Genomic DNA, 20,632 nt, shown 5'->3' with positions numbered 1-20,632 from the left:
GTTATTTCCAGCAGAAAGCTCCCGGAATGATTCCCACGTAAAATTCATCGATCAGCTTACCTTGCGGCGAATAGCGATACACGATACCTTGCTGCTGGTAATCAATAGCGTCGGCCACATATACTTCCCCGTTGTTGGGATTGACCGTAAGGCCGTAGTATTTGGTGTCCCGAAACTCCAGAAAAGGTCGGACGGGAACACGGTCGGCTTCCACCGGCATTCGCCAAATATCGTTATTGATCCAGTAAAGCGTATCCCGTGTACCGTTGAGCTGGACTTCCGAAGGCCAGTCGCCCAGCTTGAACTTGAACTGTTTCTCTACGGTGAAAGTCTCGGTGTCTATACGGTAGAGAGACGGTGCCTCGTAGCCGTATGGGCTGCCCTCGTAACCGCCATCCGTGATGGTCCACATCTTGTTGTATTTGTCCATGACCAGCGAAGTAGGCTGTATGCCGATGGTCAGTTCGTCCACGACCTTGTCCGTCTCCGTGTCGATTTTCAGGATGCGGTTCTGGTACGACCAGCAGTTCACATAGACGTACTTGCCGTATTGCACCATTTGTTCGGTGGAACCCGATTCCATGTCCATGTCTGGACATTCGATATAGCCGGTAATCTCGTATGTCTTGGGGTTGATGATGAAGATGCGGTAGTCCCATATTTGCGTCACATAGGCTTTCTCATCCGACAGGAAATGGATATACCGGGGTGAGGTGAAACCTGTGATACGGCCCACTTCCTTGAAAGTATTGATGTCGATGGCGAAAATCACATGCGAGTTGTTCACCACGACCCAGCCTATACCGTCCCGGATAACCATAGATTGGGCCACATCGCCCAACTTGAACCCGTTGGCACGGTAAAACACTTCATTCTCCACTTCGCACGTGGCAGGATCATAGTAGGAAAGCGAGGCATTGCCGTACTGGAAATTTCCCTCGTTGGTGATGAAAAGACCGGAAGCCGATGCCGAGAAATTCTCCATCTCCCCATAATCCCATTTCATGCAACTGCCGAAAACTGGCAGGCAGAAAAGAAAAAGGCAAATCCGTTGTATTGTTCTGCTCATTGTCATTCAGATAAAAAAGAGTACCCGAATCATTACGGGTACTCTGGTTAAGGTATAAGGTTTAATCCTGCTGCGTATATTGTTTGTCCCTCATTTTTTGGAAGGTTGGGTTATACCCACATTTCGTCACACTCCAGCTTTCCTCCGTAATCATTCCGTTTTCTATGAACTTACCGAAGAAAGTGTAGTCGGTGAATTTTGTCAAACCGTCAAAAACAACCCCATGCAAGGTCTTCAACTTCTCCATGGAAAATGTTTCCTGAGAAAGAGATTTCGCTTGTTTTATCTGTAACGTACCATCTATTGTCTGTAACTTAGCACAAGTAATACCTGTTGCTTGATTAACGAACAACCCTTCACCTCCTACGTGAAGCAATTCCGGAAGATTCAGTGATTTACTTTGTAAAGTCATTGCTAAAGAACCTTTTCCCTCTTTATAATATACAGGAGAGGCTGAGCAACAGATTTTGGATAACAAAGGCAACTCACAACTGGTTAGATTGCCGGACAAATAAAATTGTCCACCCACCTCTTTCAATACAGGCATTGAAACAGTCCCCATCATAGGCATTTGGATGTATCCATATCCGTCTACGATTTCCAAGTCAGGGAATTTTGCCTTGCTTCGCATTTGGCCTGTCACATACAGATTTCCATGTACATGTTGAATTGTCGATATGGTATAATCGGGATTGTTAGTGGTTGGCTTACAAGTGAAGTCTTTGATATTCTTGAACATGATTTCAGGGAACTTGTTATTCGTAAGACTGGTGATGACAAAATTTACATTTGACAAATCTTCGGCTGTTTCAATTTTGGAGAGCTGCACCTTGTTTATAATTTCAATCTGGGGAGCTGTTTCTCCGAAGGTTTCAAATCGGGCGTTCGGCAACATCAGTGTTCCGCTCACGTCTTCAAGATAATCCAACGTAATGCTTCCAAGTGTGGTGATTTTACTCCAGTCAGGAAGCTGCTTGAGCGCCGTGAAATTTTTTATCTTTATCTGCCCCTTCACCGTTGTCAGTTTGTCCATTCCACCGAAAGCCTGAAGCACGTCATTTCGTTGGGGAACAAAACTACCGGTAGGAGGAGTTTCCATGTTGGCTTCCATAATAATACTTCCGTTTACTGTCTCGACTTCCGGTAGATTAATGGTTTCCAACATCACGGGGACGGTGTGGAAATCAAAGCCACCGGTCTCTTTCAGCTTAAGGAAGCTCATGGAAGTCAGTTTGGCAAGATTGTTCACGGACAAGACACCTCCGACACTTGTCAGTTCCGATAATTCTAAAGAAGCGATTGTTCCGGCTGCCTTGTTTTCTTCATTGAGTCCCTGGATATTCAGATCCTGACCTACAGTGGTCAGAACCGGAAACTCAAAACTCTGTAACGACGGCGCATTGAACATCACGCTTCCTTCAATAGTTGCCAGTTTCTCGAATAGGACATAAGTCACTTGGTCGTTATATACCGATATGTCTCCGGAGAGCATTTCCAGAGCTTTCATGGAAATCATGTGAAGCTCCGTAGCTTTCGAGGCGACATCGACCGAACCTAACTGCAAACCTCCGGCTGAAACGATATTATCCAACCCTGTCAAGTCTGCACCGTTGTAACTGTTACGAATGACAATGTTGCCTGTAACCTCTTTCAAAGATGCCAATGCAGATATGTCAGTGATTTTTTCTGCCTCTTCCGCATCAGAACCGATAATCAGGTTCCCTTTGACAACGGTTGTTTTGGTTGCGGCAAAAGAAGCTACCTCCTCGGTGGTCTTCAACTCTACATCTCCATCAGATTCTATTTCGCTTTTCACCACCTTATAGGCATATTCGCGGGCATCTCCGTTATAGGATGTCACCCGGAAGGTCCGTTCGTTATCCCAGTCCGTTACCGTTTTTGGATTAGGTATGATTGTTGCAGAAGTGGTGTACTTGAATTCCACTTCGGCATTGTTCAACGATACCGTATAAGGAACGGTTATCGTTACTGTATTGTCCGTAATATCGGCCGTGTACGATTTTCCGTCCACAGTCATCACAACTGACGTGATGAAATTCTCATCTGCATCTTCAGGTATAATTTCATCGTTTTTGTCACATGCTCCCAAAAAGAACAAGGATAGGAGCATGGGAAGAAAATAATTTTTCATACTTGTATTTATTGTTATTTTGTTAAATCCTCAAAAGAAAATACTTCCGTTGAAACTTCGCCCAACCAGCCGCTTTTGGCCAAGACACCGCATTGCACTTTGATAAAATCAATATATTGCAGATTGGCTTCCGTTCCATCGGCATGGATGGCATTGGAAATTTTGAAACCGTTCCTTTGCCCGCTTCCATCTACCGTACTGCCGCCTTCTATCTGGTCGTTTCCAAAATTATCCACATACCCCCAGTCATAACTCTGATTATCCCAATAACCGGTTTGTGAATCTTGGGTGTTGCGGGCGGCCAAACAAGTGCCTGTCAGGGTATAACTGTTTTCCGAAATCCAAGCCGGATAATAATAGTCCTGTGTATGATAAGCGGACAGATAGTCTACCCAGCCGTTTCTACCGTCGGAACTGATCCATTGGACATCCATTTTTTTGCCTTCCGGACGGTAATAGGTCACTTCAAAATTCTGTATTGTTTCTTCCTTGCCTGCTTCAGATCCTTTCAGTTCGTACCACTCGTCATCCGGCAATCCGTTTCCGTTTATATCCTGCATGACCCATACGATACCCGGTTCGGAACTTCCGTCAAAGGCGTTCCCCTGAACACAGAAATCATATTGGTTACCCGAATTGGGAATACTGTGGTCGAAACCGACGATGATATAACCGCCGAAAGAACCTAAAGAGACGTGCAGTTTGTCTTTTAGACGCTGTGTTGCCCATGCGACAGCCGCTTCAGGGGATGTCTCATTGCCGGTCATACCGCCTATCGTGCTCGTTTCGTTGATAAATTGGCCGGGAGCCGGGGTATATTCATAGACTTTATTCCAGAGCTTGGAACTTCCCGAAGCCAAGAATCCGTCCTGCTCTTTTTTGTCCACACAGACGACTTTTACAGTGGCAGTGACAGCCGTCTTTCCTTTGTCGATATTCCTACTTATTTTTTCCGTCGGTGTGTCTTCCAAAACAGTACAGGAGACGGTGTATTCTCCGGGTGCGGACGGCGTGAACTTGAACATGCGTTCCACTTCTCCTTCCATGACCTGACCGTCCACACTCCACTCAAAACGGGGATTATCGAAATACTCCAACAATGGGCGCAGGAAAACAGGACGGTCGGCAAAAGTGTACCTGTCCGTGGATGTTTGCTGGTAAGACGGGGTCGGGAATTTGACAACGTAGGGCATCGTTTCCACGACCTCTACGCTTACGTCCTTTGTTGTTGTCCCATCTATATTGGAAGCGTTGATTGTCACCGTATAAACACCGAGTTCTTTTTCATTGAAGGTATAAGTATTCTCGGTGGAAACGATTTTTCCTTCCCGTACCCATTCGATTTTGAACCCTTCTACATCCGAATGCTGAATATCGGGAGTAAATGTGTAATCGGTATTCCGGACGACTTTTAATCCCTGCGAAGGAAGTGCCAGTGAGATAACCGGAGGGGTGAGTTCTTTCACTTCTACTTTCAGTTCCTCTTCGGCATAGCTTACCGCATTGTCTACTCTTAGTTTGACGTAAAAATCCCCGCATTCATTCCATGTACGTTGAAGAGACGGACCCGAAGAAACCAGCGTACCGTCTATCGTCCAAGCAAAAAGAGCATCTTCAACATTCTGGTATGTCGGGGCGATAGTCAATTCATGACCGACCTTGACCGTGTAAATGCCGGTCTCGCTGTCAAGTTCTATTATAGGTTGTCCTCCTACTTCTTCGGTAATGACTTCATCCTTGTTGCAGGAGGTAAACAGCATACAGGCAAAAATAATAAAATAGTAAAAACGATGCATAATGTGTGGATTTTAGAAAAATAACAGGGATACCCCGACAGAAGGGATATCCCTGTATTCTTTTTATTGTATGGTGATATCATCGATACAGATATAAGCCGGAGTATTCAAACCGTATGCTCCCGAATCCGAACCCTCGAAGTTGAATTTCACACTTTGCACCTCTTCGGCATTGATTTCCCAATAATCCCATGTCGTGATAGGATCAACCTGTTGTTGGCCGTCACGATAATCGGCTAAAAGGCGTTTGTAAGTGCGGATCAGACCGCCATCCGCATCATAACACTCCAGATTCACTTGGAAATACCCTTTCATCTCTTTCAGAGGAGTCGCTACCCCCGTAGGACCGAACTGATTACCATAAGTGATGACACCATAAGTGTATGAGGTGTTGCAGATCCACAGGCCGACCAATTTCCGGGGAACATTGAAATAAAATTCTGGTTTAGCCATCCATGCCTGATTGTAAGCATCCACATATCCGTAAACGACACCGAAATTGGAGCCGCTATGCCCGGCTTCCTTATCCTGTCCTTCCGCTTCCACCGCAGTGTTATAGACAGAACACTGGTTCAGATAGGAATACCACCAGTCTCCGGTATTCCCCGATTGATTGGAGCGGATGTTCCAGTTGGAAAGTGCGATGCCGCCGCTGGAATACTCTGTGCTTCCACCTACTGTATTAAACATTGAAAGAAAGAGATATTCTTCCGGAGTATTGTCATAAATGGTGGTTACTTGAGGATACCCTTGGTACGAATAAAGATTTTCTCCGGCCGAGGTAGGTCCTGCCAACATGCCGGGATTGAAATCATCGAAAGTGACAGTTAAAGTACCGTCCGGATTTGTCACAGCACGGGTTTGCGAAGTTCCGGAATCAACCGGTTCCATCAAAAAGTCATCGTCCGAGCTACAGCCGGAGAACAAGGCGGTTGCGGTAAATAGACAGGCACCTGCCAGAAAGCGTAATTTTCTTTTCATAGGTCACTCATTTTAATGTAAACATATTATTAACAAACACAAAAAAAACGTTCGTGCGAACTTACACGAACGGGAATATGTCTGTCTTCAAATATTGAATGGCCAATGAGCTATTCCTTATTTGATTACGACCCGTATATCCCGCAGGTGTAAATCTCATTCCAGTCATGGCAGGTCTTCTGACTCGTCCCGGTCATCGTGCCTTCCCGGTATTACACCAGTGGCAAAAGTTCGATGTCCGTTTTTGTGGACTCACAGCAGCGGGTACTGTCCCGGATTTTCACCGGGTTCCCTTTTCATTCGGAAGACGTAAACCTCCCGAAACCATTTCTTGACTGCAAAATTATCTATATTACATATCAATTCCAAATAATTCATAATATTTATAATAAAACACACAAAGCATGACAACCGTACTGTTTTAATTAGAGCATTCAAGTTTACGACAAACGAAGACGGCAATTATCATACACAATATCCATAAACCACCAAAACAGCTTGCCATTTTCCATAACAATGCGTTTTGGAATAGATAACTGTTAGCTGCAATTATGCAAGCAAAAAAAACAGACAGAATAATGACTATTAATATTATGCACCAGAAATTAATCCTATAAATTTATGGAAAACAAGTAAGGGAATGGAAGTTCCGTTGCCGCATGGATGCAGGTGAAGGGCCTTCTCTTTTAACGTTAGATACGCCAATGCACGCCAACGGAAGACTCTGATATTATCTGTTTGGAAAGGATATAGGATGTGCGTTACTTTGTCGCATATTCAGAATCTTAAAAAGAATTTTAGTATGGAACTGACAATTATTGAAACAAGCGCGTATTAGGAGTTGAGAAAGCTGGTCAGCACGCTGGTCGTACAGATGGGCGACTTCCAGAAAAAGATTGCCCCGTCTGCGCCGGACAAGTGAATGGATGTGCAGGACGTATGTGATGGACTTATGCCCAAACACTTTCTGAAGGGTTTACAGCAGCATCCTCTTGAGTATGGCCAGAACGGCAAATGCGTGGCGTGCAAGATACGGGATGACCTCGACCCGGCAGTTGCATTTCCTGCCTATGATTCCAAGGCTGAGCCGCATGGCATTGTATTCACCTACCGGAAAGGCACATTCAGGAGAGTCTTTCTTTTCATCCGTACCCCTATATTTTTCAATCAGTTCGATAGCAATAGGCAATAATTTTACGACATACGCCACTCCCGTTTTTATACGGTTGCCCATCAGCCATGTGCCGCCGTGGAGTCGGTATGGATATTATCGTATGTTATGGCTTTCAGGTCCACATAGGAAAGACCGGTGAAGCACATGAAGAGAAACATGTCTCGCATGGCACGCTGGCGTTTGTATTTCAGCTCCACGTGGATGATTCTCTGTAATTCCTCTTCAGTAAGAAAAGACCTTTTCTTGTATTCCGGCTTGCACTCGAAGGATGTGAAAGGATGGACTCGCAACCAACCCTTTTCCTGCGCGATGTACATCGGCCATTTCAGGGTATTGACACGGTTGAAAGCGGTGGCATTCGCATTGCCTGCCGTGCCGAGCATCCATGTGTAATAGTCCTCAATGAACGACTTTTCAAGCTCGTCAATAGCTATATCCTCGATGTTCTTTTTGGTTTTCATGAAAAGCAAAAGACTCTTGTAGTCGGCAACCAGTCCACGGTAAGTGCTTTCCGCCTTTCCTTTGCCTATCTTTTCTTTATACGATTCAATCTGTTCTCTGAAGAGTACCATAAGAGTATGGCATTCCTTTGAGAAACCTGCATAGCGGTTATATACTTTCTTGGCCGTAACAAAACTGTCATGATCGCAAATGTACTGATGTATCTTTAGGAAAGGCATGGGCGGAGGCTTGCAACACGCCCTATGCGTATTATAAAATGACTACAGCGGAAGGAGGTATTTGTGTACCATTGATTGTTTCTGGTCTGGATGTACAGCGAGGCAAGATAGATACCAGCAACTTGATGCATGTCACTGATTTGTTTCCTACAGTACTGGATTATGTCGGGATTTCCAGACCGGATGTGTACAGGGGCAAGAAGCTTGCACCACTTTATGGAAAATCTCTCCGTGCTACTTTCTCATCAGAAACACCGTCACGCACGGATAACGAGGCCATCTGTTTTGAAATGGCAGAAAGCAAGGCAGTCATAAAGGGACAGTGGAAAGCGACCCTTCTACTTCCTCCTTATGGGGACGGTATGCACTGGAAGCTGTATGATATAAGTCGTGATTATTCCGAGAAAAAAGATTTGTCTCATCAATATACCGACAAACTGAAGGAGTTAGTTTCCGATTGGGAACGTTATGCTACATCTGTAGGATATATTTCATCAGATGGTACACATATTATCGAAGAAATCGGGGCAGAAGATTTTTATGAAATCCCTCTCCATGACGGACATTCTCAAGGTAACTAAAAGAAAATAGTCATTTTTTCCGTACATAAATAAACCACAGATGATTGTGCCAAGAAGAGAAATACCTTATTAATGTGTATTTCTCTTCTTTCTTTTTAATGTCTCTGTGTTTTGTTACAGATAATGTATATAATTAAAGAACAGAAAAAATATGATCTCTATAGAAGTTTTTTCTTCCGGGATGTTGTTCAAGTAAACAATGCGGATGAAATCATCACGGACAAACTGGCTCTCTGTTCCGGAAGTATATGCTGCCTGTGACGTTTCTGATATGGCGTATAAGCAGATTGTCATATCCATGGGGAGAAGGGGCAAAAGCTGCTTAGTCCGCTTTTACTGACCGGATCAGAGTCGTAAGCATGTAGTGTGACCGTGTAATTAAAGAAGAAGGCAGATGCTCTTAATTTATAGGGCATCCGTCTTTATTCTTTCAGGTGCTGATATGTGCTTTGCAACCAAGTTGTATGAGATATGTTCTACCTTTGCAGTGTGAAAGAAAAATATATCTCAGTATGAAAACAATACATTCTAATCCGTTTCAACAACTACATGCAGCAGAATCCTGCTGCCAAGCCCAGTATGTATCCCCATCTGTATCTTCACCTCATGCCGACTCTTGCTGTGCCCATCATCATGCCGATGGAGTGTCCGGTAAATGGAGCTCTCTTGTTTCGGGGATGTTGTTGTTGGCAGGTATCGTGATGAGCTATATCCAGCTAAGTTGGTTTCAGGGTACAATCCAGTCTGTGTGGTATCTGTTTGCCTTTATGCCTGTAGGTTTGCCGGTGTTGCATGCTGCTTGGCACAGCATGCGTGACAAGGATTTTTTCAATGAGTTCACTTTGATGCTCATTGCTTCAATCGGAGCTTTCTGTATCGGTGAATACCCCGAAGCTGTAGCTGTAATGTTACTCTATACAGTAGGGGAGATGTTGCAGCATGGAGCTGTGGAACGTGCTACTAAGAATATTGGAGAACTGCTGGATGTCCGTCCGGAACGTGCCCAGGTATTCCGGAATGGAGCTTTTATCGAAGTGGCACCCAAGGAGGTGCAGGTAGGTGAGCGCATCGAGGTGAAACCGGGAGAAAGAATACCGTTGGACGGTACATTGATAAACGAATCGGCACTGTTTGATACTTCGGCTTTGACAGGTGAAAGTATGCCTCGTTCTATTGAGGTAAACGGTGAGGTGCTGGCAGGCATGATTGCCTTTAACCAGAAGGTTGATTTAGAAGTGAAACGTCCTTACGAGCAGAGTGCATTAGCTCGTATTCTCTCTTTGGTTCAGGAAGCATCCGCACGGAAAGCTCCGACAGAACTGTTCATACGGCGTTTTGCCCGGATTTATACGCCTTTGGTGCTATTCCTTTCGGCACTGGTAGTTATAATACCTGCAGTGGTGGAATGGTTAGCTCCTTCTTTCGATTATGTATTTGCCGACTGGCTTTATCGTGCACTGGTTTTCTTGGTGATTTCCTGTCCTTGTGCCTTGATCATCAGTATTCCTTTGGGATATTATGGTGGAATCGGTGCTGCTTCCCGTGCGGGTATCCTTTTTAAAGGAGGTAATTATCTGAATGCTATCACAAAATTAGACAGCATTGCTTTTGATAAAACCGGAACATTGACTACCGGGCAGTTTGAAGTAGCATCTGTCCAAGCTGCTACCTTGAAGAAAGAGGAATTGCTTGCAATCATCGGAACGGCTGAACAGAAGAGTACTCACCCTATTGCACAAGCCATTCAGCAGTATGTGCGGGGGCAGCATATTTCCTTACATTCGGCCTTATCCATGCAGGAAATAGCTGGATATGGTGTGGAAACCATTATTGATGGAAAAAATGTACTGGTAGGGAATCCACGACTACTTTTGATGCGGAAGACGGTAGTACCATCTAAGGTACTTGAATCTGAAATGACGGTTGTCGTATGTGCTATAGACGGAGTATATGCCGGAGCTGTATGGTTGGCTGACAAATTGAAAGAGGATGCGGTACAAGCTATCCGGCATCTAAAGGAATTAGGCGTAAAAGATATCCATCTGCTATCAGGCGACAAGCAATCATTAGTGGAAAAAGTGGCTCGCGAACTGGAAATTCCGCAGGCACATGGTGACTTGCTACCTGAAGACAAAGCTACCTATATTCAGAAGTTGTCATTTCATGCTACTCGTACTGTAGCTTTTGTAGGCGATGGCATGAACGATGCACCTGTATTGGCTCTTAGCAATGTAGGTATTGCCATGGGTGGTCTAGGGTCGGATGCAGCCATTGAAAGTGCTGATGTGGTAATTCAAACAGACCAACCATCGAAGGTGGCTACAGCCATTGAAATAGGACGTGCCACACAATGTATAGTATGGCAGAATATCATTGGGGCTATCAGCATGAAAGTTATCATTTTGTTGGCAGGGGTCTTGGGATACGCTTCATTATGGGGAGCTGTTTTTGCTGATGTAGGAGTGGCTTTATTAGCTGTGTTGAATTCAATCCGTATTTTGGCTAAAAAATTTAAATAAGATGAAGAAAGCAAAGTATCAATGGCATCCCATTCCGGGCATGCCTTTGACAGAAGTTGATAAAAAAGTGATGTATTGGGAAAAAAAGGCAGACTGGTTCCCTCACGAAAACTCATTAAATTGCCGGAACAAATTGAAGGAATAAGGAAAAGTGGACTGTTGAATACAGCTGTATTGGATTGTGTGGAGGAAAATATTCGGGAAGGTATCAGTACCGCAGAAATAGACCGTTTGGTGTATGAATATACCATGGATCACCAGGGTATTCCTGCAACATTGGGGTATCACGGTTTTCCGAATAGCTGTTGTATTTCGGTTAATGAAGTGGTGTGCCACGGCATTCCTAATGAGAATCAGGTGCTCCATGAAGGTGATATTGTAAACGTAGACTGTACAACGATAGTTAACGGTTTTTATGCAGACGCTTCACGGATGTTTATTATTGGGAAAACCTCTTCAGAAAAAGAAAAGCTGGTACGTGTTACTGAAGAGTGTCTGAAAAAGGGAGTGCAAGCCGCTCAGGCGTTTACTTTTTTGGGTGATGTAGGTCATGTAATAGAGTGCCATGCCAAGCGCAATGGCTTTTCTGTAGTTCGTGATTTTTGCGGTCATGGTGTAGGAATACAGTTCCACGAGGAGCCGGAAGTGTTGCATTATGGTAGAAAGAGCTCAGGTATGCTATTGGTTCCTGGTATGACATTAACCATAGAGCCGATGCTTAATATGGGTACTTGGAAAGTCGTGATGGATCAATCAGACGGATGGACTGTTTATACAGAAGACCGCCTGCCGTCTGCACAATGGGAGTATACCATTTTAATCACAGAGTCAGAGCCCGAAATTTTAGCCCACTGACAACAATGATGATAAAGAAAGAGTAACTCCATAAGAATTACTATAAGGAGTCTCTTTCTATATTAAACTCAATATTTACACCTATGTGGTATTGTCTTTCTCCTAATTTGTCAATACCTTTCGTTGTTGACATTGGCATTCAGGACATACCCCTTTTATGGTATAATTGATGTTTTCGATTGCATAGCCATTGGGAAGGCTGATTATTGGGATTTTATGCTCTTTCATACAGAATGTTCTGTTGCAAGCTTCACAATGGAAATGTACATGTTGCTCTTCTATAGGACAATGTTCCACCGTACTTCTGCAAATCTCATATTTGGTTGATCCGCTTCCATCTTCAAATGAATGAATGGCATGACGTTTCAGGAGTACAGCCAATGAACGGGAAATGGTAGACTTGTCCAATGTGTCAAGCATAGTCTCAAGTTCAAGCAGAGAAACAGGATATTCCAGTTCGGATAATTTACGTAGAGTTAGGATTCTTGCCGGGGTCGGACGTAGTCCCCTGTCCAGCAGTCTGTCTTCACATTGCTTTATTGACATGGATATGAATTTTTAAAGTTCAACAATCAGTAAAGCTATCAAGTGGAAAAGGCGGTATTTTATACCGCCTTTTCCATGCAGTATTCTTTATCTGTTTTAGCACTGCAAAAATACATTTTTTTATTTGCAATCTTGTTGCAAATATGTTTAGAAATAACATTAATTATTGAATTACAGTTTTTTATCGAAACAACAAAAAAACATGCAACAAGATTGCAAATAATCCGCTCTAACTTTGCCGATAAAAGATAAAAATCAAACATTAAAATATTGATATGAAACTTTCTGATTTAAAAAGGGATGACAAAGGAATCATTACGAAAGTACTCGGTAGAGGGCCTTTCAGAAAGCGCATTATCGAGATGGGATTTGTACAGGGACAAGAAGTGGAGGCTGTCCGGAGTGCGCCTTTGGGCGATCCTGTCTATTACAAGGTGATGGGCTATAATGTTTCTCTTAGCAAAAGTGATGCAGAGCTGGTGGAAGTTGTAAGCATGAATGAATATCAACACGAATATGGTACAATAACAGACACGGAGTCACAGGTTAATACACTTACTACTCTGTCACACGAAGATTTTATTCGATTTGCTAAAGACAGAGGGAAAACTATCAATATCGCACTGGTCGGTAATCCGAATTGTGGAAAAACATCTATGTTCAATTTTGCATCTGGAGCGTATGAGCATGTAGGCAATTACAGTGGAGTCACGGTAGATGCCAAAGAAGAGGTGTTCACCCAGGACGAATATACATTTAAAATCATAGATCTTCCGGGAACTTATTCCTTGTCCACCTATATTCTGGAAGAACTATATGTCCGTAAATACTTGAAAGAGGACTAGCCAGACATTGTTGTCAATGTGATTGACACATCGAATCTTGAACGGAATCTATATCTTACCAGCAAGTTGATTGACATGGATACCCACATGGTCATTGCCGTGAACATGTATGATGAACTTGAGAAGAAAGGCGACAGGTTCGACTATGTATCTCTGGCACGGATGATAGGTGTACCGATTATACCCACTATCGGTAAAACCGGTTTCGGCATAGACAGCTTGCTGAAAAAAATCATAGAAGTGTATGAGGCAAAGAACCGCTGACGCGCCATATACACATAAACTATGGCAATACGCTGGAAACGGAAATTGATAGAATGCATAAGGAATTGAAAATCTACGGGAACGTAGCCGAGCGTTTTTCCAAACGTTTCCTTGCCATCAAACTATTGGAAAAGGATGTGGAGATAGAAAGAATGGTCAAGAGATGGGGGAATTATTCCCGGCTGATGGCAGTGAGGGAAAAGGCTATAAACACCATTCAAGATTTGTTGCAGACTGATTCGGAAACCGCTTTCACAGATGTCCGTTATGGCTTTATATCAGGAGCACTCCGGGAGACTTATCATGAAAATCCCATGCATAAAAAAGACAAAACAAAGTTGATTGACCATATTGCCACCAGCAAGTTGCTTGGTTTTTCTCTGTTCATTTTCTTCCTATGGCTCATGTTCGAAGCCACTTTTGTCATCGGAGAATATCCTAAAGGATGGATCGACTCCTGGATGAGCTGGATGGAACAACTGGTACAGGAGAATTTTGCTCCCGGTCCGTTGGCGGATTTGCTGACTAACGGAATTATAAACAGTGTGGGCGGTATCATTGTGTTCCTGCCGCAAATTCTGATTCTGTACTTTTTCATATTACTGATGGAGGATTTCGGATATATGGTACGGACAGCATTTATTATGGACAAATTGATGCACAAAATGGGCTTGCATGGCAAGTCGTTCATTCTGCTGATTATGGGATTCGGATGCAACGTATTGGCTGTAATGGCTACCCGTACCATAGAAAGCCGGAGTAGCCGCATGATAACCATGCTGGCTGTCCCTCTGATGAGTTGCAGTGCCCGTCTGCCTCTCTATGTATTAATATGCAGAACTTTTTTTGCGGAATATGCGGGAACCATGCTTTTAGTCTTATGCCTTACAGGTATTACAGCTGCGGTATGCATGGCCAGATTGTTCAGAAAGTTTTTATTCAAGAACGAGGATGTTCCTTTTGTAATGAAACTGCCTCCTTACCGGATGCCTACTACACGCGCCATCTGTATACATATGTGGGAAAAAGCCAAACAGTATCTGCATAAAAGGGGAAGTGTCATTCTTGTAGCTTCTGTCATCGTATGGTTTCTTGGATATTATCCCCATCATTCTGAAAAGCTTGATGCCCTCGACAAAGAAATCAGCCGGATAGAACAGACAGAAAAAGACTTTTCAACAAAAGAACAGAAGATAAAGGAATTGACTGCCTTCCGAAACTTGAAACAACAGGAAAATTCCTATATCGGCAGAATAGGTCATTTTATAAGTCCGGTGATGAAACTGTTAGGATTTTAAAAAAAAACACCTTATTTTATTCCGTTTTATAATGTGAATATTTGTTCTTATTTCCTTTTAGATACACTATATACAAATTATATGTTCTATTTCTCTTCTTAATATTGTTAAAATTGAAAAGTTCGTGTAATTATAAAAACAAAAAGAGCTTTAATGTATAGTAAAATTTGATTGTCAATCAGCTAAAAGCACTACATTATCAGTGCAATTTATCAATACAAGATGATTTAGTATTAGTGTCACTATATACTAATAAGTTTTTTATTTTGCCTTTTCAGATATTGCACTTATTGATGTGAACATTATATAAATTTACAGTCGGTATCATTATGTGGTTAAAGTTAAAAATATGCTTCGGTTATGCTATTTTAGTTTTACTGTTAGCTTTCATTGTCTATCAGTTCCGCAAGGAACAGGTACTAAGACACATGCTGCGCAAAGAAGAGAAGGAGTTGGCAGCGATACATAGTCTAGCAGAAAAAAGTTACATAGGCCTATTGGATCTTTCTACTCATGCGGAAATTGCCATAACATGGGATGACAACGATTTGAAGAACTACAGTTATAAACGATATGGGGTTTGTGACAGTCTGCAACTCCTAAAGGAGTATGTCCATACTCCCTTACAAAAAAACCGTATTGACTCATTGTGTCTTCTTCTTTGGAATAAAGAAATTCTTCTTTCCAAGACAATGCATACTTTCAATGAATTGCAGAGTATTGGCGATATTGTACAGGAAAGTATCCCTTCCATTATTTTGACTGCTGGGAGACAAGCTGTGCAGCAAAAGAGGAATATGGTCTTGTTTAAATCCGGTACGAGAGATAGTTCTAAGAAGGGAATTTGGGATATTTTTCCATTAAAAGAGAATAAATTTGCCTGTCAGCGACAGAAGGAAGATGGCGAATGTAGGCATTGCTCTTTGTTCATTGTCCCTTCAATCGGAATGGCAACATGTATGCTCCACTCTCTGTCCTTGGAACAGGCTGAAAGATTAGTGCAAATACAGGCACAGATGGACAGCTTATACGTTGGCGGCATGGAACTGAACGAAAGGATGAACAGCATAGTCTCTGAATTTGAACGGGAGAATAACGAACGTTTTGCTGCACGCTACAGAACCTTTGTCCTTGAACGGAATAATTCCTACTATGTGGTAGCCGGCTTGGCTTTGTCTATCTCTTTACTGGCAATTGTATTGTATATCCTCATTCACCGGGATTTGAACCGTCGTCTTCGGTATGAGAGGGAATTTGAACAGTCCGACAATCGGAATAGAGAATTGCTCCGTTCACGTAAGGAGCTGATGGCCTCAGTGGCCCATGACCTGCGTGCTCCGCTGGCAGCTATCAGAGGCTGTGCGGAACAGTTGTCTTCGGAAAGCGATGGTAGTTGCAGGGTCGGTTATCTGGACAATATCCTGCATTCGTCCGATTATATGCTCGCTCTGGTAGACACGCTGATGGAATATCACCGGATGGATGAAGGTGGGACGCACTCCAAAAACACACTCTTCAGCTTGAAAACTCTGTTTGAAGAAATAGCGGACAGCCACCGTCTTGCCGCCCGGCAGAAAAAACTTGCGTTCACTGCATCTTTCTCCGGTCTGGATGTTATGGTCAACTGTGACAGCTCGCATATCCGGCAGATAGTCGGCAACCTGCTGTCCAATGCCTTGAAGTTCACATTTCACGGGAAGGTGTTTCTTGAGGTGGAATACCGGCCGGGAAATCTTCATATTTCTGTCCTGGATACGGGTATGGGAATAGGCCTTGAGGAGAAAAAACGGATATTCGGAGCTTTCGAAAGGCTCGACAATGCGCGTAATATCCCCGGCTTCGGGTTGGGGTTGGCAATCACGGCCCGACTCGTATCCTTGATGCAGGGGCATGTGGAAGTGGAGAGTGTACCCGGTGAGGGCAGCCGTTTTTCTGTTTTCCTGCCTATGCTACCGGCCGGACACCCCGTCTGTCCGGAAGAGAAGTTTTCTCCTGTTTGTGAATTGCCCGTTGATATCCGTGTGCTGGTCATTGATGACAACCGTATCCAGCTGGGAGTCATCAGTAAAATGCTTTCCCGTAATCAGATTCACTGTGACTGCTGCTCGGATGTCCGGGAGTTGATGGATTGTCTGAACAAACAGAAATACGACCTTCTGCTGACCGACATACAGATGCCCGGTACGAATGGCTTCTCGGTCCTTGAGCTGTTGAGGACCTCGAACATTCCCCGGGCATGGGAGATTCCCGTCATAGCCATCACGGCACGTTCCGATAAAAAGGGAGAGTATCTTACCGCAGGTTTTGCCGACTGTCTGTATAAGCCTTTCTCTGAGGAAGAGTTGCTGGCGGCAGTTTCACAGATGGATCGACCTGCTTTTGCTGCCATCATGGAAGGAGAGGAAAACGTGGAAGAGATGCTGGACCTGTTCATAAAGGATACCATGGGTGAACTTGCCGGAATAAGGGACGCTTTTTCCACGGGAGATTATAAGAAGTTGGGAAGTATCATACACAAAGCCGCGCCGCTTTGGGAAATGATCCGTATAAACATTCCCCAAAGTGAACTGAGGGAAATGGCTTCCATGCCTTCCGAAAAATGGGGTGGCTTATCGGACGAAAGAATAGAGGAACTGATTAAAGCTGTGGAACATGCTGTAGAGAAAGCAAAAAGAATAAAGAAAAGAGTATATGGAAACTGTATTGATAGTAGAGGATGACCGTGTGTATGCACGTGCTACCACAAACTGGCTGGTGAAAAATGGTATCAATGCTCGTTATGTATTATCCGTGGACAATGCAAAGGAGTTTTTGGACAACCATGATGTGGATCTGGTATTATCGGATTTTCGTCTCGACAACGGCAATGGCATGGAACTGCTGGAATGGATGAATACACATGGCTATCGTATTCCTTTCCTCATCATGACAGGCTACGGGGATATACCCGGTGCCGTGGAAGCGGTTAAAAAAGGTGCCGTGGACTATCTGCCCAAACCTGTGCAGACAGAAAAGGTACTTGGTATTATCCGGAAAGCATTGGAACGTAAGAGAAGGGACGGCAATACAAAACAAAGATTCTATACAAGCAAAAGCCCTTTGGCATTGAGATTGCAGGAGCATATCCGGCTGGTGGCTCCGGTGGATACGTTAGCCGTGCTGATACGTGGCGCATCAGGGACAGGCAAGGAGTATGTGGCCCGGCAGATACATGTGTTGAGCGGTCGGTCGGATGCTTCTTTCATCGCAGTGGATTGCGGGGTACTTCCGAAGGAACTGGCGGCATCGGAACTGTTCGGTCATGTGAAGGGTGCCTTTACCGGAGCGACGGAAAACAAGACGGGCATGTTTGCCGCCGCCAACCATGGGACACTGTTTCTGGACGAGGTGGGTAATCTGAATGCCGAAGTACAAAGGGCACTGTTGCGTGCCTTGCAGGAAAAACGCTACCGTCCCGTAGGCGGTAAAGAGGAGATTCAGACGGACATCCGTCTGGTAGCTGCTACCAATGAGGACCTGGAGAAGGCGATAGCCGAAGGACGTTTCCGGGAAGACCTGTTCCATCGTCTGAATGAATTTCCGTTGCATGTACCATTGCTGGCAGAGTGCATTGAGGATATTATCCCGTTGGCGGAATTCATGCTGGATGCCGCCAATCAAGAGTTCTCAAGGAAAGTGAAAGGCTTTGACCGCGAAGTACAGAAACGGTTGAAATCTTATTCGTGGCCGGGAAACATACGGGAACTGAGGATGGTTGTCAGACGGGCCACCTTATTGGCTAAAGATGACTGGATAACCACCGGGGAGATAGACATTCCCGATAAAGGCAGGCAACCGGGAGAGTATTCACTTAATGACGAGCGGATGGAACGGGCAACCATTCTGAAAGCATTGGAGGCAACGGGCAATGACAGGAAGGCTGCCGCACGGCTGCTGGGCATCAGCCGGAGCACGCTTTATCTGAAACTGAGGAAGTATCGTCTGGATTAGAATATGTCCGAAATTCGGACACATCATGTCCAATCCACAATGCTTTTATGTACACATCATTTTTACTGCTTTCTATATGGTTTATTTCCAATGTTTTATCTGTGTACTGTTTCAGGCATGGCACTTGTCTTTATTCCGGCAGGATGAGTGGAGAGTTGAATTGTGGAACCTAAAAACATGATACGATGAAGACATTGGTGGAAACCTCTCTTTTTAATCTGTTCGCCTCTTATACAAACGGTGCCGGACCTGCGCTAGGTGAGTTGCCGGCTGCCTATGACGATTTCGTGAACTGCCTTGCTACGCTTTCACCGGCAGGGGACCTGACGGGACAGCTACGTTGTCTGAACTACACAAAAATAGAGCTGGCCTTTATGCGGCAGGCCTGCAACGGAATGGCTGAAGATTGCCGCAATATCCTGTATGACGTGTTTATCGACAAGACGTTGGCGTTGCTGGATGCGGAAGCGGAAATACTGAAGGAGATGCTTCGTCATGGTACTGTGTCTGCCGGATTCCATGCGGAAGCAGTGCGGGGAAGCGGAAGCAAAAGTTCCGTCACACTGACATGGAACGGTACGGACAGCGACCTGATTGAACTGGTGGCCGCACTGATGGCAGCCGGTGCGATAGGTACGGCTGAAGGCCGGAATTTGAAAATTGTGGATGTTATCCGCGTTTTCGAGGAAGTGTTCCGTCTGAAAATCAATGCGCTGTACACCAAGCGTGGCAAGGTGTTCGACCGTTGTACGGACACCACTCCGTTCATCGACTCCCTGCGCAAAAGTTATAACCGGATGCTGGACGCACGGCTGGCGTAAAGGTTGTACGCCAACAGCCGCCAACGGATGACTCGTATGTATGAGGTATTGCAGATTGGCGGCTGAATGTTTTTCTTTGTCGCCGGTTATCATGTCTAAAAATACAAGCTATGTCAATCCTGAATGATATTTGGAACCGCATTGCCCGGAAACCGGACAGGCGGAAAGCGGCGGTAACGGAAACTTCCGGGACGAAAAACCGGGTATATGCGGTGGTTACGGAAGAGGGCGTGATACTGTTTTCCGACACCCCCAAGGGTATGAAGGCACGGAACAGCTATCTGCAACATCTGGCCGACGGCTTCTTCAACGTGACCAAAGTACCCGAAACTTTGCGGATATATGAGATTGACCTGCCTACCAAACGGGTGGCCGGGCTGGCGGACAACTGCATCGAAAAGCTGTCCAAAGCGGATTTGCGAAGCACAGACGCACAATTGCGCAGGTCGGTGGTGAACTTCACCTCCGACAAGTTTGCGGATAGAAGTGTGCTGGACGGTGGGGTGTGCAGGGCAAAGTTCGACCTGCGGCCCGATTTCCATAACTTCGACCGGCTGACAAAAGAATTCGGTTTGGGTATCTCGCCCCGGAACTATGATGTAGCGTCATTGCTGTATATTTCGGAAAACGGGTACGCCGGGATTGTTGCGGCAGACAAGGTGCATCCGTTCAGCTATGAGTATGAGTTCAGGGAACTGGCGGAGAAGCTGGGAGACAGCATGAGGGCACGGATGAACGCGCCTTTGTCGGCACACGACTTCGGCTATGCGGCCTTACAGAAAGAGGCAAAGGAGATGGCGGCGGATTTGTTACAATCGGAGTTCCATATTACGGATGGAGAGTTCAGGTTGGGCGCACGGATAAGCCGAATAGAAAGGATGGAAATGTCACATCCGGTGTCGTATCCGCATTCGGAAGAGGAACAGACCGGCGGGTTACCGGAAACACACTACAGGCAGGAAGCTCCTGAACAGCGGATGTCTGACAGCCAACGGCAGGTGAAGCATGCAGCTTCCATTACCCCACAGAAGAAGGAGAAGAAACAATTAATCCTATAGAAT

General features: G+C 44.7%; 11 protein-coding genes, 3 pseudogenes and 1 riboswitch. Of the genes and pseudogenes, 8 read left to right on the top strand and 6 right to left on the bottom strand.

Annotation, left to right across the window (positions count from 1 at the left end; all coding sequences use genetic code 11):
* Position 1: 1 nt before the first annotated feature.
* The 5 genes and pseudogenes from EYA81_RS02485 to EYA81_RS02460 form a co-directional block, all read right to left on the bottom strand.
* Positions 2 to 1,069: a YncE family protein gene (locus EYA81_RS02485; RefSeq protein WP_117667440.1), complete on the bottom strand. Its 1,068-nt coding sequence runs from the start codon at positions 1,067 to 1,069 to the stop codon at positions 2 to 4.
* A gap of 61 nt (positions 1,070 to 1,130) precedes the next feature.
* Entirely contained in the window at positions 1,131 to 3,221 is a 2,091-nt protein-coding gene (locus tag EYA81_RS02480; protein WP_060386393.1) for an epidermal growth-factor receptor (EGFR) L domain protein, read from the bottom strand.
* A 14-nt stretch (positions 3,222 to 3,235) separates the two neighbouring features.
* On the bottom strand, positions 3,236 to 5,017 hold the full coding sequence (locus EYA81_RS02475; RefSeq protein ID WP_060386394.1) for a PKD-like domain-containing protein: 1,782 nt from the start codon (positions 5,015 to 5,017) through the stop codon (positions 3,236 to 3,238).
* A gap of 63 nt (positions 5,018 to 5,080) precedes the next feature.
* On the bottom strand, positions 5,081 to 5,998 hold the full coding sequence (locus EYA81_RS02470; protein WP_060386395.1) for a DUF4465 domain-containing protein: 918 nt from the start codon (positions 5,996 to 5,998) through the stop codon (positions 5,081 to 5,083).
* Between the two features lie 151 nt (positions 5,999 to 6,149).
* A riboswitch (cobalamin riboswitch) is annotated at positions 6,150 to 6,342 on the bottom strand.
* A 635-nt stretch (positions 6,343 to 6,977) separates the two neighbouring features.
* Positions 6,978 to 7,840, bottom strand: a pseudogene (locus tag EYA81_RS02460) (phage integrase SAM-like domain-containing protein); the annotation flags it as partial.
* Positions 7,841 to 7,890: 50 nt separating this feature from the next.
* On the opposite strand from EYA81_RS02460, the gene EYA81_RS02455 reads away from it, so the two are divergent.
* From EYA81_RS02455 to map, 3 genes and pseudogenes are all read left to right on the top strand, one after another.
* Positions 7,891 to 8,433: a hypothetical protein gene (locus tag EYA81_RS02455; RefSeq protein WP_060386396.1), complete on the top strand. Its 543-nt coding sequence runs from the start codon at positions 7,891 to 7,893 to the stop codon at positions 8,431 to 8,433.
* Positions 8,434 to 8,945: 512 nt separating this feature from the next.
* Entirely contained in the window at positions 8,946 to 10,952 is a 2,007-nt protein-coding gene (locus tag EYA81_RS02450; protein WP_131225334.1) for a heavy metal translocating P-type ATPase, read from the top strand.
* Position 10,953: 1 nt separating this feature from the next.
* Positions 10,954 to 11,807, top strand: a pseudogene (gene map / locus EYA81_RS02445) (type I methionyl aminopeptidase).
* 102 nt (positions 11,808 to 11,909) lie between these two features.
* Here the strand turns inward: map and EYA81_RS02440 are convergent.
* Positions 11,910 to 12,353, bottom strand: coding sequence for a Fur family transcriptional regulator (locus tag EYA81_RS02440; protein ID WP_060386398.1), 444 nt, complete (start codon positions 12,351 to 12,353; stop codon positions 11,910 to 11,912).
* Between the two features lie 275 nt (positions 12,354 to 12,628).
* On the opposite strand from EYA81_RS02440, the pseudogene feoB reads away from it, so the two are divergent.
* The 5 genes and pseudogenes from feoB to EYA81_RS02415 all read left to right on the top strand — a co-directional run.
* Positions 12,629 to 14,757 (top strand): annotated as a pseudogene (feoB, locus tag EYA81_RS19860) (ferrous iron transport protein B); the annotation flags it as partial.
* A 332-nt stretch (positions 14,758 to 15,089) separates the two neighbouring features.
* A complete protein-coding gene (locus EYA81_RS02430) occupies positions 15,090 to 17,480 on the top strand; it encodes a hybrid sensor histidine kinase/response regulator (protein ID WP_060386402.1) in 2,391 nt (796 codons plus the stop codon).
* The gene (locus tag EYA81_RS02425; protein ID WP_060386403.1) at positions 17,452 to 18,750 is read left to right on the top strand and encodes a sigma-54 dependent transcriptional regulator; all 1,299 of its coding nucleotides are present in this window, start codon (positions 17,452 to 17,454) and stop codon (positions 18,748 to 18,750) included. The genes EYA81_RS02430 and EYA81_RS02425 overlap by 29 nt, the downstream gene beginning before the upstream one ends.
* Before the next feature lie 185 nt (positions 18,751 to 18,935).
* Positions 18,936 to 19,571 (top strand): RteC domain-containing protein, encoded by a 636-nt coding sequence (locus EYA81_RS02420; protein ID WP_060386404.1) that lies wholly within the window; start codon positions 18,936 to 18,938, stop codon positions 19,569 to 19,571.
* Between the two features lie 110 nt (positions 19,572 to 19,681).
* Positions 19,682 to 20,629 (top strand): DUF6047 family protein, encoded by a 948-nt coding sequence (locus tag EYA81_RS02415; RefSeq protein WP_117742427.1) that lies wholly within the window; start codon positions 19,682 to 19,684, stop codon positions 20,627 to 20,629.
* The last annotated feature ends 3 nt before the right edge of the window (positions 20,630 to 20,632 follow it).

This window comes from Bacteroides sp. A1C1, assembly GCF_004328515.1.
In the GTDB taxonomy this organism is placed as follows: domain Bacteria; phylum Bacteroidota; class Bacteroidia; order Bacteroidales; family Bacteroidaceae; genus Bacteroides; species Bacteroides uniformis.
The sequence above is the reverse complement of the archived record's forward strand: the minus strand, read 5'-3'. Positions and strand labels throughout refer to the sequence as shown.